The following is a 17,713-nucleotide window of genomic DNA, read 5'->3' on the forward strand; positions in this document are numbered from 1 at the left end:
TCGTGGTCGGCGTGCTCGCCGCGGTCGCGGTGTTCTTCCTGCTGCGGCTGAAGAAACCCGAGGTGGCCGCCCGCGCTCCGTCAGACCTTGCCCGCGGCGAAGGCGGCCGCGTCGTTGGCGTCGCCGCCGTAGCTCAGGTGCGCCAGGATGTTGAAGCCGCCCGCCTGGCAGATCGGGTCGCCCAAGGCGCAGTAGTCCTTGGTGCGGCTCTGGTAGGTGCCGGTGACCGAGCGGCCGATCGCGCGGATCGGGTTGCCGAACAACAGGATCGCCGCGATCCGGGGCGCCAGGTCCGCCGGGATGGTCGCGGCGATCGGGCCGCCGACGACCGCGCCGGCGCTGCTGATGCCGATCGAGTTGTCGACGACGTTGGCGCCCTGGGAGTAGCCGACGAGGACGAACCGCTGCGACGGGCAGGCCGCGGCCTGCGTCCGCACGTGGTTGACCAGGTCGGTGTTGCCCTTCTGCACCGAGGCCGGCTGGCCGAGGTCGGCCGGGTAGTCGACGCGGTAGCTGCTCACCGACCGCGGGCGCAGCCGGTTCTGCACGGCCGAGAACACCGGGTCGCCGACGATGAGGCCGAGCGTGCCGGGTTCGCCGGTGCCGCGGGCCACCGGGACGTCGATGTCGGTGCACGGCGCCGCCGAAGCGGCGGGCGCGGCGGCCACGGTGAGCCCGGCGACGGCGAACCCGACGGCGGCCGCAGCGGAAAACAAGCGCTTCTTGGGGACGCGAATCATGGCTGATCACACCTCGTTGTGGGAAAAGGGGTCGGCAAGCGCTTTCCGCGGGGGACGGAAATGCGTGCGACGCTTGCGGTGATTCGCAGCGTCGCAGTGGTAGCCGGACCCGGCAAGAGGTGTTTCCCGGGAACGCCGGGAATTGTTCAGCCGGTGACAAACGGTCCGATGTGGACGCTCAGGTGGCGCACTGCCCGGCCGGGCGCGGGGTGTCGAGGCGGTCCAGCAGCGCCGGATCCAGCCCGCGCAGCGCGGCCATGACGAACCCGGTGGCCAGTTCCCCGGCGGCGATCGGGTCGAGGCCGGGGGAGTGGGACACGTGCATCGCGGCCCGCCCGACCAGGCCGACCATCATCTCGCCGAGCAGGTCCGCGCCGGGGCCGGCCGGGCGCCCGTGCGTGCGCAGGTGGTCGCGCACCTGCCCGATCACGTGGGTGGCGATGGAGTCGGCCAGCGCGCGGCGTTCGTTCGACATCTCGTCGACGGCCGAGTCGAACAGCAGCCGGAAGCTTTCCGGGTGGGCTCCGGCGTAGCCGAACATGGCCATCACCGAGAGCCGGACGCGCTCTTCGAGGGGGCGCGCGTTCGCCGTTTCGTACGCGCTGATCACCCAGGCGCGCAACGCGGCGACCTCCCGGCGGACCGTGGTGCGGAAAAGGGCGGCCTTGTCGCCGAAATGCGCGTAGAGGGTGGGCTTGGTGGAATCGGCGCGGTCGGCGATCAGGCCCATCGTGGCCTGGGCGTAGCCCCGCTCGGCGAACACCGCGCGGGCGGCGTCGAGCAACTCGTCGTCGGTGGGCCGGGCGGCCGGGCTGCGGCGAGCGCTGGATCGATCAGGAGGACTCTGCCGGCTCATGGAGGTGTACTGTACGGACTCCTTGCTTTACTGTCCGGTAAAGCAAGGTCCGTCGCCTCCTTCCGGTGGAGGAACCCTGGTGCCCCGCGACAGTGCTCGGCAACCCGTCCCGGCTCCCCGCGATGCCGTCGAAGAAGTTGTCCGGCGGGGGGAGCTGGCCGCACTCATGCGGCCGGCGCTCCCGGCACTGGTGGACGGGATCGTCCGGGAGATCCTGCGGGCGGTCCCCGTCTACGCCCGGACGGGGGACGGGTCCTACGGCCGCCGGACCCGGCACGGTGTCGAGTGCGCTGTCGAGCTCTTCGTCGACCTGGTCGAGGACCCGCTGGCCTCCCGCGACCGGCTGTACGAGACGTGCCGCCGGCTCGGCGCGGGGGAGGCGCGCGAGGGCCGCACCCTCGACGACCTGCAGGCGGCCTACCGCGTCGGCACCCGGGTCGGCTGGCGCTGGATCATGCGGCTGGGCCGGCGGCACCGGCTGTCCTCCGCCGTGATGGCGCAGCTGGCCGAGATGCTCTTCGGCTACGCGGACGAGCTCGCCCGGATGTCGAGCCGGGGGCACCGCGAGGCGTGGGCGGAGATCGAGGGCACGCGGTCGGGCCTGCGCAAGCGGCTGCTGCGCCTGCTGACCGGGCCGGGCACCATCCCGGACGCCGTCCTCGCCGAACTCGCGGACGCGGCGGGCTGGCCGGTGCCGCAGGCGGTGGCGGCGGTCGCCGCCGAAACGACCGTGAGCACCACGTGGGGGCCCGACGTCCTCGCCGACCTCGACCCACCGCAGCCCTACCTGCTGCTCCCCGCCCCGGTGGACGCCCGGGCCCTGACCCGGCTCGGCACGCGCGTCGCGGTCGGGCCGCCGACCGACCTCGGCGCGGCGGCGCATTCGCTGCGCTGGGCGCGGACGGCGTTGCGGCTGGTGGCGGACGGATCGCTCCCGGACGCGCCGGTGACGTGGTGCACCGACCACCTGACGGACCTGTGGCTGCTGTCGGACTCGCCGCTGGCCGAGCAGGTCGCCCGGCAGGAACTGGCCCCGCTCGGGCAGTTCCCGGAGCGGACGCGCCGCCGGCTGGGCGAGACCCTGCTGTCCTGGCTGCAGAACGGCGGCAACTCCGAGAAGATCGCGGTCGACCTGTCGGTGCACCCGCAGACGGTCCGCTACCGCGTGCGCCAGCTGAAGCAGGCCTTCGGTGCTCGCCTCGACGATCCCGACGCCCGGTTCGCCATGCAGGCCGCGCTACGCGCCTCGGGGCTGCGGACCGCCCGGAACGAGTTCTCCCCACCCGAGGAGTAGGAGGCTTCCCGGCTCGGCTCCCGACCTTGTCCCCAGCGAGAACATGTTCTAGTTTTGGGGGCGGAAGGTGGTGTGCCGGTGAAGACGGAGCTGGGCCTGGCCGGGACGGTGGTCCTGGTCACCGGAGGCGTCCGCGGCGTCGGCCGGGGCATCGCCGACGTGTTCCTCGCGCACGGTGCCCGGGTCGTGGTGTGTGCGCGGCGGGAGGCGCCGACCCCGGCGGAGTTCGTCGCGTGCGATGTGCGCGACGAGACGCAGGTCGCCTCGCTGGTCGAGGGGATCGTCGAGCGGCACGGGCGCCTGGACGTGGTGGTCAACAACGCGGGTGGGGCGCCGTATGTGCCGGCCGCGGAGGCGTCGCCGCGCCTGCACGAGAAGGTCGTGCAGCTGAATCTCCTGGCTCCGCTGCTGGTCGCGCAGCACGCCAACGCGGTGATGCAGCGGCAGGGAACCGGCGGCTCGATCGTGATGATCTCCAGCGTCAGCGGCACACGTCCGTCGCCGGGAACCGCGGCCTACGGCGCCGCGAAGGCCGGGCTGGACAACCTGACGGCGAGCCTGGCGGTGGAGTGGGCGCCGAATGTCCGGGTCAACGCGCTCGACGTCGGGATGGTCCGGACCGAGCAGGCGCACCTGCACTACGGGAGTGAGGCGGCGGTCGAGGCGGTGGGGAAGACCGTGCCGCTGGGCCGGCTGGCCGAGCCCGAAGAGGTGGGGCACTGCGCCGCGTTCCTGGCTTCCGGGCTGGCTTCCTATGTTTCCGGCGCGACTCTGCGCGTGCACGGCGGAGGTGAGGTCCCGGCGTTCCTCGCCGCGGCCGACGTCAACCATCGGGAGGATTCGTGAGCGGGTTGTGCCAGGGCCGGGTGGTCGTGGTGACCGGTGCCGGGCGGGGCATCGGGCGGGCGCACGCCTTGGCGTTCGCGGCCGAAGGGGCGTCGGTGGTGGTGAACGACGTGGACGCCGACGCGGCCGCGGAGGTCGTCGAGGCCATCGGTGAGCGGGCGGTCGCGAACACCTCGGATGTGGCCGATTGGGCCGGGGCGCGTGAGCTGATCGGCACGGCCGTCGAGCACTTCGGGCGCCTGGACGTGCTGGTGAACAACGCGGGCTTTCTCCGGGACCGGATGCTGGTCAACCTCGGCGAGGACGAGTGGGACGCGGTGATCCGGGTGCACCTCAAGGGCCACTTCGCGCCGTTGCGGCATGCGGCGGAGCATTGGCGTGCCGAAGCCAAAGCCGGGCGGACGCCGAGCGCACGGGTGATCAACACGAGTTCGGGTGCCGGGTTGCTCGGCAGCGTCGGGCAGGGGAACTACTCGGCGGCGAAGGCGGGGATCGCCGGGCTGACGGTCGTGGCCGCCGCCGAACTGGCCCGCTACGGCATCACCGTGAACGCGATCGCGCCGGCCGCCCGCACCCGGATGACCGAAGGGGTGTTCGCGTCGATGGCCCGGCCGGACACCGGCTTCGACGCGATGGCGCCGGAGAACGTCTCGCCGCTGGTCGTGTGGCTGGGCAGCGAGGAGTCCGGGCCCGTCACCGGGCGGGTGTTCGAGGTCGAGGGCGGCAAGGTTTCCCTGGCCCAGGCGTGGCGGCACGGCCCGGTCGTGGACAAGGGCGAGCGGTGGGACCCGGCCGAGCTGGGCCCGGTGGTGAAGGACCTGCTCGAGCAGGCGCCCGAGCCCGAACCCGTCTACGGAGCGAGCTGATGGGCGTCCTGACCGAACGCGACGGGCACATCGAGGTCGTCACCGTCGATTTCCCGCCGGTGAACGCGCTGCCCGTGCAGGGCTGGTTCGACCTCGCCGACGCGATCACCCAGGCCGGGCGTGACCCTGACGTGCACGTCGTGATCCTGCGCGCGGAGGGCCGCGGGTTCAACGCCGGGGTGGACATCAAGGAGATCCAGCGCAGCGAGGGCTATGACGCCCTGGTCGGCGCCAACCGCGGCTGCTACGCGGCTTTCGGTGCCGTCTACGACTGCGAGGTTCCGGTCGTCGCCGCGGTGCACGGCTTCTGCCTCGGCGGCGGGATCGGGCTGGTGGGCAACGCAGACGTCATCATCGCCTCCGAAGACGCGACCTTCGGCGTGCCGGAAGTCGAGCGGGGCGCACTCGGCGCGGCCACGCACCTCGCCCGGCTGGTGCCGCAGCATTTGATGCGCACGCTGTACTTCACGGCTCGCAAGATCACCGCGGCCGAGCTGCACGCGCACGGGTCGGTCTACCAGGTCGTACCCCGGGTGGACCTCGACGAGGCGGCCCTGGAAGTCGCACGGGACATCGCGAAGAAGGACCCGCGGGTCATCCGGGCGGCGAAAGAGGCGTTGAACGGGATCGACACCCAGCAGGTGCACCGCAGCTACCGCTTCGAGCAGGGCTTCACGTTCGAGTTGAACCTGCTGGGGGCGTCCGATGAGGCTCGCGAGGAGTTCTTGAATGGCCGATAAGCGCATGACCGTCGACGAGGTGGCGGGCGAGCTGAAGGACGGCATGACCATCGGGATCGGCGGCTGGGGTTCCCGGCGCAAGCCGATGGCCCTGGTCCGCGCCATCCTCCGCACGCCGGTGCAGGACCTGACCGTCGTCTCCTACGGCGGCCCGGACGTCGGCCTGCTGTGTGCGGCGGGCAAGGTCAAGCGGGTCGTGTTCGGGTTCGTCACCTTGGATTCGATCCCGTACGACCCGTGGTTCGGCCGGGCGCGGGAGACCGGCGCGATCGAGGTGACCGAGTACGACGAGGGCATGTTCGGCACGGCCCTGTCCGCGGCGATGCAACGGCTGCCGTTCCTGCCCACCCGGGCGGGGCTCGGGTCCGAAGTCATGCGCGCCAACCCGCGGCTGCGCACCGTGCGTTCGCCCTACGACGACGGTGAGGAGCTGGTCGCGGTCCCCGCGCAGCACCTCGACGTGGCGCTGGTCCACCTCAACCGGGCCGATGCCCGCGGCAACGCCCAGTACCTCGGCCCCGACCCGTACTTCGACCAGTTGTTCGCCTTGGCGGCCGAGCGGTGCTTCGTGTCGGTGGAAAAGGTGGTGGAGACGGCGGAGCTGACTTCCGGTGGGCCGGTGCAGTCGTTGCTGCTCAACCGCGGTGCGGTGGCCGGGGTGGTGGAGTCCCCGCGCGGGGCGCACTTCACCACGGCCGTGCCGGATTACGGCCGCGACGAGCGGTTCCAGCGGCACTACGCGGCCTGCGCCAAGGACCTCGACACCTGGCCGGGGTTCGTGGACCGGTTCCTCTCGGGGGACGAGACGCGGTATCTGTCCGAAGTGGACAAGTTCGAGGCGGAGGCGGCATGAGCGCGACCCGGGCCGAGATCGTCGTGGTGGCCATGGCCGAGGTCTTCCGCGGCGACGGCGAACTCCTGGCCAGTCCCATGGGCCTGGTCCCGCAGCTGGGCGCGAAACTCGCCCGGCTGACCTTCGAGCCGGACCTGCTGCTGTCCGACGGCGAAGCCCACCTGGTCACCACCGACGGCGTCGTCGAGGGCTGGCAGCCGTTCCGCACGATGCTGGACACGATCGTCCCGCACGGCCGCCGGCACGTCGTGATGGGCGCGAACCAGATCGACCGGTACGGCAACCAGAACATCTCCGCCATCGGCGACCACGCCCGCCCGAAGAAGCAGCTGCTGGGCGTGCGGGGCGCGCCGGGCAACACGGTCAACCACCGCACCAGCTACTGGGTACCCCGGCACAGCACCCGGGTGTTCGTCGAGAGCGTGGACGTCGTGTCGGGGGTCGGCTACGACAATGCGGCCAAAGCCGGTGCGTCGGCGCAGAAGTATCACGACGTCCACCGGGTGGTGAGCAACCTCGGGGTGTTCGGCTTCGGCGGCCCGGACCACGCGATGCGGGCGGTGTCGCTGCACCCCGGCGTCACCCGGGAAGAGGTGTCGGCGGCGACCGCTTTCGCGATCGACTTCTCCGACGCCGGAACCAGCCGCGAGCCGACCGAAGAGGAACTGCGGCTGATCCGCGAAATCGACCCGAAGAACCTGCGGGACAAGGAAGTTCCGGCGTGAAGACGGCGCTCACCCGGCTGGCCGGGGTCGAGCACCCCGTCGTGCAGACCGGGATGGGCTGGGTCGCCGGTCCCCGGCTGGTGTCGGCGACGGCCGAAGCGGGCGCGCTGGGCATCCTCGCCTCCGCCACGATGACCTTCGCCGAGCTGGAAGCGGCGATCGCCGAGGTCAAGAAGCGCACGGAGAAGCCGTTCGGGGTGAACCTCCGCGCCGACGCGGCCGATGCCGGTGCGCGCGTCGACCTGCTGATCCGCGAAGGCGTGAAGGTCGCTTCGTTCGCACTCGCGCCGCGGAAGGAGATGATCGCGAAACTGCGGGACCACGGGATCGTCGTGATCCCGTCGGTCGGGGCCGCCCGGCACGCCGAGAAGGTCGCCGCCTGGGGCGCGGACGCCGTCATCGTCCAAGGCGGCGAAGGCGGCGGGCACACCGGGGGCGTCGCCACCACGCTGCTGCTCCCGAGCGTGCTGGACACCGTCGACATCCCGGTCGTCGCGGCCGGCGGGTTCTTCGACGGCCGCGGCCTCGCCGCCGCACTGGCCTACGGTGCGGCCGGGGTCGCGATGGGCACCCGGTTCCTGCTGAGCAAGGAAAGCACCGTCCCCGACGAGGTCAAGCGCCTCTACCTCGAGCAGGGTCTCACCGGGACGGTCGTCACCAAGCGGGTCGACGGCCTCCCGCACCGCGTCCTGCGCACCGAGCTGGTCGACAAGCTCGAACGCACCGGCCGGATCCGCGGCCTCGCCCAAGCCGCCCGCAACGCCCTGCGCTTCCGGAATATCACCGGACTGTCCCCGGTTGCGATGCTGCGAGAGGGCTTCGCGATGAAGCACGGCAACGATCTGACCTGGAGCCAGCTGGTCATGGCGGCCAACACCCCGATGCTGCTGCGGGCGGGACTGGTCGACGGCCGGACGGACGCCGGAGTGCTAGCGTCGGGACAGGTGGTGGGCATGATCCACGACCTGCCCACGGTGGCGCAGATCGTCGAGGGCGCAGTGGCCGAGGCGGGTGAGATCCTGCGGCGGCTCGGCCGGGAAACGGGAGGATGAGCGGTGGCTTTGAAGGTCGGGTACAAGGCGTCTGCGGAGCAGTTCGGGCCGCGGGACCTGGTCGAGTACGCGGTGCGCGCCGAAGAGGTGGGCCTGGACTCGGTGTGGGTGTCCGATCACTTCCTGCCGTGGCGGCACGAGGGCGGCCACGCGCCGTTCGCGCTGGCCTGGATGCCGGCGGTCGCCGAGCGGACCAAGCGGGTACAGATCGGGACGAGCGTGCTGACCCCGACGTTCCGGTACAACCCGGCGGTCATCGCGCAGGCGTTCGCGACGATGTCGCTGCTGTCGAACGGCCGCATGATCCTCGGCGTCGGCACCGGTGAGGCGCTGAACGAGATCGCCGTCTCCGGGCGGGAGTGGCCGGAGTTCAAGGAGCGCTTCGCCCGGCTGCGGGAGTCGATCAAGCTGATCCGCGAGCTGTGGACCAGCGACAACGTGAACTTCGAGGGTGACTACTACCAGCTGGTGAACGCGAAGATCTACGACCGGCCGGAGCAGCCGGTGCCGATCTACGTCGCCGCGGGCGGCCCGGTGGTCGCGAAGTACGCGGGCCGGTCGGGTGACGGGTTCATCTGCACTTCGGGCAAGGGCATGGACCTCTACACCGAGAAGCTGATGCCCGCCGTCAAGGAAGGCGCGGAGGCGGCCGAGAAGACCGTCGAGGACGTCGACCGGACGATCGAGATCAAGATGTCCTACGACCGCGACCACGAGAAGGCCCTGGAGAACACCCGGTTCTGGGCGCCGCTGTCGCTGACGGCGGAGCAGAAACACACGGTGTCCTCGGCCGAGGAGATGGAACGGCTGGCCGACGAGCTGCCGATCGAGCAGGTGGCCAAGCGCTGGATCGTGGCGTCGGACCCGGACGAGGCGGTGGCCCAGATCAAGCCGTACCTCGACGCCGGGCTCAACCACCTCGTCTTCCACGGCCCGGGCCACGACCAGGAACGCTTCCTGACCCAGTTCTCCGAGGACGTCCTCCCGAAGCTGCGCGCCCTCGGCTGATCAGAGCCGTTCGATGATGGTGACGTTGGCGGTGCCGCCGCCTTCGCACATCGTCTGCAGCCCGTAACGACCTCCGCGGCGCTCCAGCTCGTGCAGGAGCGTGGCGAGGAGCTTGGTGCCGGTGGCCCCGATCGGGTGGCCGAGGGCGATCCCGCCCCCGTTCACGTTGACCCGGCCGGGGTCCGCGCCGGTTTCGTCCAGCCACGCCAGGACGACGCTGGCGAACGCCTCGTTGACCTCGAACAGGTCGATGTCGTCGACCGTGAGCCCGGCGTTCCGGAGCGCGTGGGCCGTCGCCGGGATCGGCCCGGTCAGCATCCAGACCGGGTCGGCCGCGCGCACCGACAGGTGATGGATCCGGGCCCGCGGCCGCAGGCCGTGCTCGTCGACGAACGACGCGGACGCCAGCAGCGCCGCGCTCGCGCCGTCGGAGATCTGGCTGGCCACCGCCGCCGTCAGCCGCGAACCCTCGCTCAGCGGCTTCAGCCCGCGCATCCGGTCCAGGGAGGTGTCCCGGCGCGGGCCTTCGTCGTGCCGGAAGTCCTCGACCGGGACGATCTCGGCATCGAACCGGCCCTCGTCGATGGCGGCGACGGCCCGCTGGTGACTGCGCAGCGCGTACTCCTCCATGTCCGCACGGCTGATGTCCCAGTGCTCGGCGATCATTTCGGCGCCGCGGAACTGCGAGATCTCGGCGCTGCCGTAGCGCTCCTGCCAGCCCTTCGAGCCGGAGAACGGGTCGTCGAAGCCGTACTCGCGGCCGGCCAGCATCGCCGCGCTGATCGGGATGCGGCTCATGTTCTGCACGCCCCCGGCCAGCACCAGGTCCTGCGTGCCCGACATGACGGCTTGGGCGGCGAAGTGGACAGCCTGCTGGCTGGACCCGCACTGCCGGTCGACGGTCACCCCGGGCACGTGGTCACCGAACCCGGCCGCGAGCCAGGCGGTGCGCGCGATGTTGCCGGACTGGGGGCCGAGGGTGTCGGTGCAGCCGAGGATGACGTCGTCGACCAGGTCCGGATCGACGCCGGCGCGCTCGACGACGGCCTTGATGACGTGCGCGCCGAGGTCGGCCGAGTGCCACCCGGACAGTGCGCCGCCGCGCCGGCCGACCGGGGTGCGGACGGCGTCGAGCAGGAAGGCTTCGGGCACGGGAGCTCCTAGGGGTGCTGGCTGCTGACGGAGACGACTTCGCCGGTGAGATAACTCGCGTAGTCGCTGGCGAGGAAGACCATGACGTTGGCGACCTCCCAGGGTTCGGCGGCGCGGCCGAACGCCTCCTTCTTGGTGAGGTCTTCGAGGAGTTCGTCGCTGGTGACCTTGGCGAGGAAGGGGTGCATGGCGAGGCTGGGGGCGACGGCGTTGATCCGGACACCGTGTTCCGCGGCGTCCAGCGCCGAGCAGCGGGTCAGTGCCATGACCCCGGCTTTGGCGGCGGCGTAGTGGGCCTGCCCGGCCTGGGCACGCCAGCCGATTACGGAGGCGTTGTTGACGATCGCCCCGCCACCGCCTTGCGCGACGAACTGCTTGAGGGCGGCGCGGGTGCAGCGGAACGTGCCGGTGAGGGTGATGTCGAGGACCTTCGACCACTCCTCGTCGGTCATGTCCAGCACCGACTTCGTGCCGCCGAGCCCCGCGTTGTTGACCATGACGTCGAGGCGGCCGAAGTGCTCGACGGCGCCGTCGATGAGGGCTTGGACCTGGTTCTCCTGGGTGACGTCGCAGGGGATGGCGTGGACGGCGCCGAGTTCGGCGGCTTTTTCCTTCAGCCGCCGTTCGTGCCAGTCGCTGATCACGACGTCGGCGCCTTCTTCGAGGCAGCGCTTGGCCACGGCGGACCCGATGCCGGTGCCCGCGGCGGCGGTGACCACGACGACTTTTCCCTCGAGGAGGTCATGGCCGGGTGGGTAGGCGGGGATCACGGGCGGGCCTCCCGGGGTAGGCCGAGCACGCGCTCGGCGATGATGTTGCGTTCGATCTCGTCCGACCCGCCGTAGATGGTGTCGGCGCGGGTGAACAGGAACAGCCGCTGCCACTCGTCGAGTTCGGGGCCGTCCGAGGTGAGGGATCGGGCGCCGCGGGCCCGCATGGCGAGTTCGCCCAGCCCGCGGTGCCATTGGGCCCAGAGGAGTTTGCCGACGGCGACCTCTGGCCCGGCCGCCTGTCCGAGCGTCCGCAGAGCATGGGCGCGCAGCACGCGCAGGCCGATGCGGGCGCGGGTGAGGTCGGCGCGCAGCAGCGGGTCGTCGTAGGTGCCGAGGCGTTTCGCTTCGGCGGTGATGTCGTCGAGTTCGCGGCGGAAGCCGATCTGCTGGCCCAACGTGGAGACGCCGCGTTCGAAGCCCAGGGTGGCCATCGCGATCTTCCAGCCCTCGCCGGGTTCGCCCACGACCAGGTCGGCGGGGGTGCGGGCGTCGTCGAAGAAGACCTCGTTGAACTCCGAGGTGCCGGTGAGCTGCTGAATGGGCCGGATGGTGACGCCGTCCTGGCGCAGTGGCACGAGGAGGTAGGAGAGGCCGTGGTGGCGCTGGGAGCCGGCTTCGGTGCGGGCGACGACGAAGCACCAGCCGGCCACGTGCGCCAGGGACGTCCAGATCTTCTGGCCGTTGATCACCCATTCGCCGTCGCGGAGGACCGCGGTGGTGGAGACGGCGGCGAGGTCGGAGCCGGCGCCGGGTTCGGAATAACCCTGGCACCAGAGTTCTTCGACTCCGACGATCCCGGGCAGGAAACGTTTTTGCTGCTCCGGGGTGCCGAACGCGATCAGGGTCGGGCCGAGGAGCTGCTCCCCGATGTGGTTGACCCGCGCCGGCGCGCCGGAAGCGGCGTACTCCTCGTGGAACGCGACCTGATCCTCCAGCGACAGACCGCGGCCGCCGTGTTCGACCGGCCACCCGACGCACGTCCAGCCCGCCGCGGCGAGGTGGCGTTCCCAGGCCAGGCGCAGATCGAACTCCTCGTGCTCGCGTCCCGGCCCGCCGAGGCCGCGCAGCCGGGCGAACTCGCCGGTCAGGTTGGCGGCGAGCCAGTCCGCGACCTCGCTGCGGAATCGCGACGGTTCCACGCACGCCTCCTTGCTGCCGGGCCGGTCCGGCACCTAGGGTAATGAGAACACGTTCTACTTTGTCGGTCCAGAGGAGGCTGTGGTGGGACAGACCACGATCCCGGCCGTCGTCCGCGATGCCGCCGCGAAGTTCGGGTCCGCGGAGGCACTGGTCGACGGCTCGGTGCGGCTCGGCTACGACCAGCTTCTGGAACGTGTTCGAACCGTCGCGCGGGCGTTCGCCGCCTGCGGCGTCCAGGCGGGCGACCGGGTCGCGGTCGCCCTCCCCAACACCCACCACTGGGTCACCGCGGCCCTCGGTGCCCTCTACGCGGGCGCGGTGCTGATCCCGGTCAACACCCGCTTCACCGCCACCGAGACCGTGGACCTGCTCGTCCGCGGCCGGGCCAAGGCACTCGTCGTGGCCGCCGACTTCCTCGGCACCGACCGCCACGCCGCGATCCGGGACACCGGCGCCGCACTGCCGGACCTGGCCACGGTCGTCCGGGTGCCGCTGCAGGAGCCGCACCGGCCGGTGGAGAGCACGTTGGGCTGGGACGAGTTCCTGGCCCTGGCCGGGCAGGTCCCGGCCGCCGAGGCGGAGGCGCGAGCGGACGCCGTCGGCCCGGACGACGTCAGCGACATCCTCTTCACCTCCGGCACCAGCGGCCGCTCCAAGGGCGTGCTCTCGGCGCACCGCCAGACGGTCGAGGTCGCCGCGGCGTGGGCGGACTGCGGGCAGGTCACCGCGGACGACCGGTACCTGGTGATCAACCCGTTCTTCCACAGCTTCGGCTACAAGGCCGGGATCGTGGTGGGCCTGCTGACCGGCGCGACGATCGTCCCGCAGGCGGTGTTCGACGTCCGCGAGGCGCTCAAGGTGATCGAACGGGAGCGGATCTCCGTGCTGCCGGGTGCGCCGACGGTCTTCCAGTCCCTGCTGCACGAGCCGCGCAAGGGCGACCTGTCGTCGTTGCGGCTCGCGGTTACCGGGGCGGCCAGCGTGCCGGCGTCGCTCGTCCGCCGGATGTGGTCCGAACTCGGGTTCGAGACCGTGCTCACCGCCTACGGCCTCACCGAAGCCGTGATGGTGACGATGTGCCGCCCGGGCGACTCCGCGGAACTCATCGCGAGCACGTCGGGCCGGGCGACCGCGGGCTTCGAAGTGGCGATCCACGGTTCGCCGGGCGAGATCGTCCTGCGCGGGCCCAACGTGATGCTCGGCTACCTCGATGACCCCGAGGCGACGGCCGAGGCGATCGACGAAGACGGCTGGCTGCACACCGGCGACGTCGGCGAACTCGACGCCGACGGCAACCTCACCATCACCGGCCGGCTCAAGGACATGTACATCTGCGGCGGCTTCAACGTCTACCCGGCCGAGGTCGAGAGCGCGCTGACCGAGCTGGCCGGCGTCCGCGACGTGGCCGTGGTCGGCGTCCCGGACGAGCGGCTGGGCGAGGTCGGCAAGGCGTTCGTCGTCGGATCCGGGCTGACCGAAGAGGCGGTCCTCGCCTTCTGCCGCGAACGGCTCGCCAATTACAAGAACCCGAAGTTCGTCGAATTCCTCGGCGAACTGCCCCGCAACGCTTCCGGCAAGGTGCTGAAGCGGCTGCTGACCGAGGAGACGGCATGAGTGAAACGGTGGTCCGGTCCGAGCGGCGGGGGCCGGTCGCGGTGGTGACGATGAACCGGCCGGAGTACCGCAACGCCCAGAACTCGGCGATGACGTACGCGCTCGACGACGCGTTCCGGGACGCGGTCAACGATCCCGAGGTGAAGGTGATCGTCCTGGCGGGGGAAGGGAAACACTTTTCGGCGGGGCACGACATCGGCAGTCCCGGGCGGGACGCGGACCAGCCGTTCGATCGGCGGGCGGTGCTGTGGTGGGACCACACCGATCGCGTCGGGGGTGATCAGCGGTTCGCGCGTGAGTCGGAGGTGTACCTGGGGATGTGCCGCCGGTGGCGGGAGATCCCGAAGCCGATGATCGCCAGTGTGCAGGGCGCGTGCATCGCCGGTGGGTTGATGCTGGCCTGGGTGTGCGATCTGATCGTGGCCTCGGATGACGCGTTCTTCGCCGATCCCGTGGTACGCATGGGGATACCGGGCGTCGAGTACTTCGCGCACCCGTGGGTTCTCGGGCCCCGCGCGGCGAAGGAAGTCCTCTTCACCGGGGAGCGGTTCACCGTGCAGCAGGCGAAGGAATGGGGGATGGTCACCCGGATCGTGCCGCGTGCGGAGCTGGAGGAGCGCACTCAGGAGCTGGCCGAGAAGATCGCGGGGATGCCGTCGTTCGGGTTGGCGTTGGCGAAGAAGGCGGTCAACCAGGCCGAGGATCTGATGGGGTTGCGGTCCGGGATGGACTCGGTGTTCGGGTTGCACCACTTCGCACACGCTCACAATGCTGAGACTTCCGAGGATTCGCTGGGCGGGCAGTCGGCGCGGTCGATGCGTGATGCGAACAAGGGGGCCTGATGGACCTCGACATCGACGAGGCCTCGGAAGCCTTCCGCAGCGAGGCCCGGGAGTGGCTGGCTTCCCGCGTTCGCTCGTTGCCGTCGATGGACACCGCGGAAGGTTTCGCGGCCCATCGGGAGTGGGAGGCCGAATTGGCCGAGGCGCGCTGGTCGGTGGTGTCGTGGCCACGGGAGTACCACGGCCGGGACGCCTCGATGCTGCAGTGGCTGTTGTTCGAGGAGGAGTACTACGCCTCGGGCGCGCCGGGGCGAGTGTCGCAGAACGGCATCTTCATGCTCGGGCCGACGCTGTTCGCCCACGGCACGCAGGAGCAGCGCGACCGCATTCTGCCCGCGATGGCCACCGGCGAGCAGGTGTGGGCGCAGGCCTGGTCCGAGCCGGAGGCGGGCAGCGACATCGCCGCGTTGCGGAGCACGGCGGTGCGGACCGATGGCGGCTGGTTGTTGTCGGGGCAGAAGACGTGGAGTTCCCGCGCGACGTTCGCCGATCGGGCGTTCGGGCTGTTCCGCAGTGATCCGGAGGCGCAGCGGCATCACGGGTTGACGTATTTCATGGTCGATCTGCGGGCCGAGGGGGTCACCGTGCGGCCGATCCCGCAGCTGGACGGTGAGCCGGGCTTCGCGGAGATCTTCCTCGACGGCGTGTTCGTGCCCGACGAGGACGTGATCGGGGAGGTGGGGCAGGGCTGGCGGGTGGCGATGACCACCGCGAACAACGAACGCGGGTTGTCGTTGCGCAGCCCGGGACGGTTCCTCGCCGCGGCCGATCGGCTGGTGGACCTCTGGCGTTCGAGCGGCGCGCCTCTGTCCACACGGGACAGGGTGGCCGACGCGTGGATCGGTGCGCGGGCTTACCAGCTCTACACGTTCGGGACGGTGAGCCGCCTGCAGGACGGGGGAGAGCTGGGGCCGGAGTCGAGTGTGAACAAGCTGTTCTGGTCCCACTTGGACGTCGAACTGCACGAAACCGCGCTCGACGTCTTGGGTCCGGAAGCCGAGACCGACGAGACGTGGGTGAACGGCTACCTGTTCTCCCTGGCCGGCCCGATCTACGGCGGCACCGACCAGATCCAGCGCAACACCATCGCCGAACGGCTGCTGAAACTCCCGAGGGAGGCCCGCCGATGAGGTTCCAGCTCTCGCCGGAGCAGCGCCAGTTCGCCGCGACGCTGCACGAGCTGCTCGGCGGGGCGGACACCGCGGCCGCCGCCCGGGCCTGGGCCGCGGGGGACCACGACCGCGGCCTCAAGCTCTGGCGTGCCCTCGCCGACGTCGGCGTCTTCGCGCTGCTGGTCGACGAGGACCACGGCGGCCTCGGCGCCGGCCCGGTCGACCTGGTGGTCGCCTGCGAAGCGCTCGGCTACCACGCCGTCCCGGGCCCGGTCGTCGAGTCGGCCGCGGTCGCCCCGGCGCTGCTGACCGGGCACCGGCGCACCTCACTCGCCGAAGGCGACCTCATCGCCACCGTCGTCGCGCCGCCGGAGGTCCCCCTGGCCCTCGACGCCGACATCGCGGGCGTCGTCCTCGACCTCACCGGTGCCGAGCTCACCCGAACCGGCGACCTCGTGCGCTCGATCGACCCGGCCCGGCGGCTGTTCCGGGTCCCGGCCGAGCCGGTCACGGGGGGTGCCGCGTTCGACCGCGGAGTCCTGGCCGTGGCCGCCCAGCTCCTGGGAGCGGGGCAGTGGCTGCTCGACACGTCGGTGGCGTACGCGAAGCAACGCCAGCAGTACGGCCGGGCGATCGGCGAGTACCAGGCGATCAAGCACCTGCTCGCCGACGTCGCCACCCGGCTCGAACTGGCCCGGCCGCTGCTGCACGGCGCCGCCGTCGCGGGGGAGGCGTCCGCCCGGGACGTCTCGGCGGCGAAGGTCATGGCCGGGGACGCCGCCCACCTCGCCGCCCGGACCGCCCTGCAGGTCCACGGCGCCATCGGCTACACGGCCGAGCACGACCTCGGCCTCCGGCTGACCAAGGTCCGGGCTCTGGTGGGGGCGTGGGGGACCGGGTCGTTCCACCGCGCGCGGGTCCTGCGATGACCGATCCACTGGAGACCGAGGAAGCCCGGGCGCTGCGGGACGCCGTCCGGGCGCTGCTGACGCGCCGGTCGGGGCCGGAGGCGGTGCGGGCCGCGATGGCGTCGCCGCTGGGGTACGACGACAAGCTGTGGTCGACGCTCTGCGAGCAGATCGGCGTCGCCGCCCTGACGATCCCGGAGCGGTACGGCGGCGCGGGTGCCGGGCTGGCCGAGGCGTGTGTCGTGCTCGCGGAACTCGGCCGGACGCTCACCCCGGCCCCGATGCTGGGCTCAGCGGTGCTGGCGGCTCAGGCCCTGCTGCTGACCGGCAACGACGAGGCCTGCGAGCGGCTGCTGCCGGGCATCGCCGCGGGCACCACCCTGGCCGCGGTGGCGTGGTCCGATGTGGACGGAGGGTGGACGCCGGCCTTGCGCGGGTCGGACGCGGGGCTCGACGGTCGCACCCACTACGTCCTGGACGGCGACCTCGCCGACGTCCTGCTCGCCGTCGCCCGCACGGACGACGGCGCCGGCCTGTTCGAGGTGCCGCTCGAAGGGGTCCGCCGCACCTGCGTGCCGAGCCTGGACCCGACCCGGCGGCTCGCGGTGGTCGAGTGCGCTTCGACGCCGGCTCGCCGTCTCGACGCCGGCGGGTTCGCCGGACAGCTGCGGCAGCTGCGTGACACGGCGACGGTGGCCGTCGCCGCGGAGCAGGTCGGGGCGGCCGCGCGGGCGTTGGAGCTGACGGTCGAGTACACGAAGCAACGGCGTCAGTTCGGTCGCCCGATCGGGTCGTTCCAGGCGCTGAAGCACCGGATGGCGGACGTCCACGTCCACGTCGAAGCGGCCCGCTCGGCGCTGTACGCGGCCCTGGTGGACGGCGACGCCGAAGCGGTCGAGACCGCGAAGGTCGTGTGCGGCGAGGCGTTCGCCCACGCGGCGGCGGAGATGATCCAGCTCCACGGCGGCATCGCGATCACCTGGGAGCACGACGCCCACCTGTACTTCAAGCGAGCCCACGGGACGGCTCTGCTCTTCGGCGCCCCGGGGTCCGAACGTCGCGAATGACTCATTCGGGACCTCGGACGCCGCGAATGAGCCCGAGCCGCGCGCCGGAGCGAACCGAGGTTCGGCCTCGCGAGCGTGAACGGCACCGGGCCAAGCCGGCGCGCCACCCGGCCGAACCCGCGCAC

Annotated in this window: 18 protein-coding genes; 13 read left to right on the forward strand and 5 right to left on the reverse strand. The window is 71.5% G+C overall.

Annotation, left to right across the window (positions count from 1 at the left end; all coding sequences use genetic code 11):
- Positions 1-80: 80 nt before the first annotated feature.
- On the reverse strand, positions 81-740 hold the full coding sequence (locus ACWDN5_RS40625) for a cutinase family protein (protein WP_449680015.1): 660 nt from the start codon (positions 738-740) through the stop codon (positions 81-83).
- Positions 741-918: 178 nt separating this feature from the next.
- Positions 919-1,596, reverse strand: a complete 678-nt coding sequence (locus ACWDN5_RS40630; RefSeq protein ID WP_310975455.1) for a TetR/AcrR family transcriptional regulator — start codon at positions 1,594-1,596, stop codon at positions 919-921.
- Positions 1,597-1,762: 166 nt separating this feature from the next.
- Between ACWDN5_RS40630 and ACWDN5_RS40635 the strand changes: the two genes are divergently transcribed.
- The 8 genes from ACWDN5_RS40635 (at position 1,763) to fgd (ending at position 8,980) form a co-directional block, all read left to right on the forward strand.
- Positions 1,763-2,890 carry a PucR family transcriptional regulator gene (locus ACWDN5_RS40635; protein WP_449680016.1) on the forward strand — a complete coding sequence of 376 codons (1,128 nt, stop codon included), beginning with the start codon at positions 1,763-1,765 and terminating at the stop codon, positions 2,888-2,890.
- Positions 2,891-2,968: 78 nt separating this feature from the next.
- Entirely contained in the window at positions 2,969-3,736 is a 768-nt protein-coding gene (locus ACWDN5_RS40640) for an SDR family oxidoreductase (protein WP_449680017.1), read from the forward strand.
- On the forward strand, positions 3,733-4,602 hold the full coding sequence (locus tag ACWDN5_RS40645; protein ID WP_310975460.1) for an SDR family oxidoreductase: 870 nt from the start codon (positions 3,733-3,735) through the stop codon (positions 4,600-4,602). Before ACWDN5_RS40640 ends, ACWDN5_RS40645 begins: the two co-directional genes overlap by 4 nt.
- Positions 4,602-5,342, forward strand: a complete 741-nt coding sequence (locus tag ACWDN5_RS40650; RefSeq protein ID WP_449680018.1) for an enoyl-CoA hydratase family protein — start codon at positions 4,602-4,604, stop codon at positions 5,340-5,342. Before ACWDN5_RS40645 ends, ACWDN5_RS40650 begins: the two co-directional genes overlap by 1 nt.
- The gene (locus ACWDN5_RS40655) at positions 5,332-6,195 is read left to right on the forward strand and encodes a CoA transferase subunit A (protein WP_310975464.1); all 864 of its coding nucleotides are present in this window, start codon (positions 5,332-5,334) and stop codon (positions 6,193-6,195) included. Before ACWDN5_RS40650 ends, ACWDN5_RS40655 begins: the two co-directional genes overlap by 11 nt.
- Positions 6,192-6,920, forward strand: a complete 729-nt coding sequence (locus ACWDN5_RS40660; RefSeq protein WP_449680019.1) for a CoA-transferase subunit beta — start codon at positions 6,192-6,194, stop codon at positions 6,918-6,920. The genes ACWDN5_RS40655 and ACWDN5_RS40660 overlap by 4 nt, the downstream gene beginning before the upstream one ends.
- A complete protein-coding gene (locus ACWDN5_RS40665; protein WP_449680020.1) occupies positions 6,917-7,972 on the forward strand; it encodes an NAD(P)H-dependent flavin oxidoreductase in 1,056 nt (351 codons plus the stop codon). Before ACWDN5_RS40660 ends, ACWDN5_RS40665 begins: the two co-directional genes overlap by 4 nt.
- A 3-nt stretch (positions 7,973-7,975) precedes the next feature.
- Complete coding sequence (fgd, locus tag ACWDN5_RS40670) at positions 7,976-8,980, forward strand: glucose-6-phosphate dehydrogenase (coenzyme-F420) (protein WP_310975468.1); 1,005 nt, start codon at positions 7,976-7,978, stop codon at positions 8,978-8,980.
- Here the strand turns inward: fgd and ACWDN5_RS40675 are convergent, their stop codons facing one another.
- From ACWDN5_RS40675 to ACWDN5_RS40685, 3 genes are read right to left on the reverse strand one after another with little or no spacing between them, the layout of a single operon-like run.
- Positions 8,981-10,132 carry an acetyl-CoA C-acetyltransferase gene (locus ACWDN5_RS40675; RefSeq protein WP_449680021.1) on the reverse strand — a complete coding sequence of 384 codons (1,152 nt, stop codon included), beginning with the start codon at positions 10,130-10,132 and terminating at the stop codon, positions 8,981-8,983.
- 8 nt (positions 10,133-10,140) lie between these two features.
- The gene (locus tag ACWDN5_RS40680) at positions 10,141-10,902 is read right to left on the reverse strand and encodes an SDR family oxidoreductase (RefSeq protein ID WP_449680022.1); all 762 of its coding nucleotides are present in this window, start codon (positions 10,900-10,902) and stop codon (positions 10,141-10,143) included.
- Positions 10,899-12,044: an acyl-CoA dehydrogenase family protein gene (locus ACWDN5_RS40685; RefSeq protein ID WP_449680023.1), complete on the reverse strand. Its 1,146-nt coding sequence runs from the start codon at positions 12,042-12,044 to the stop codon at positions 10,899-10,901. The genes ACWDN5_RS40680 and ACWDN5_RS40685 overlap by 4 nt, the downstream gene beginning before the upstream one ends.
- 82 nt (positions 12,045-12,126) lie before the next feature.
- Between ACWDN5_RS40685 and ACWDN5_RS40690 the strand changes: the two genes are divergently transcribed.
- From ACWDN5_RS40690 to ACWDN5_RS40710, 5 genes are read left to right on the forward strand one after another with little or no spacing between them, the layout of a single operon-like run.
- Positions 12,127-13,659, forward strand: a complete 1,533-nt coding sequence (locus tag ACWDN5_RS40690; protein ID WP_449680024.1) for a FadD3 family acyl-CoA ligase — start codon at positions 12,127-12,129, stop codon at positions 13,657-13,659.
- A complete protein-coding gene (locus tag ACWDN5_RS40695; RefSeq protein WP_449680025.1) occupies positions 13,656-14,501 on the forward strand; it encodes an enoyl-CoA hydratase in 846 nt (281 codons plus the stop codon). Before ACWDN5_RS40690 ends, ACWDN5_RS40695 begins: the two co-directional genes overlap by 4 nt.
- The gene (locus ACWDN5_RS40700) at positions 14,501-15,631 is read left to right on the forward strand and encodes an acyl-CoA dehydrogenase family protein (protein ID WP_449680026.1); all 1,131 of its coding nucleotides are present in this window, start codon (positions 14,501-14,503) and stop codon (positions 15,629-15,631) included. The genes ACWDN5_RS40695 and ACWDN5_RS40700 overlap by 1 nt, the downstream gene beginning before the upstream one ends.
- Complete coding sequence (locus ACWDN5_RS40705) at positions 15,628-16,542, forward strand: acyl-CoA dehydrogenase family protein (RefSeq protein ID WP_449680027.1); 915 nt, start codon at positions 15,628-15,630, stop codon at positions 16,540-16,542. The genes ACWDN5_RS40700 and ACWDN5_RS40705 overlap by 4 nt, the downstream gene beginning before the upstream one ends.
- The gene (locus tag ACWDN5_RS40710; RefSeq protein ID WP_449680028.1) at positions 16,539-17,588 is read left to right on the forward strand and encodes an acyl-CoA dehydrogenase family protein; all 1,050 of its coding nucleotides are present in this window, start codon (positions 16,539-16,541) and stop codon (positions 17,586-17,588) included. The genes ACWDN5_RS40705 and ACWDN5_RS40710 overlap by 4 nt, the downstream gene beginning before the upstream one ends.
- Positions 17,589-17,713 lie beyond the last annotated feature (125 nt).

Source organism: Amycolatopsis sp. NPDC003731 (assembly GCF_053586895.1).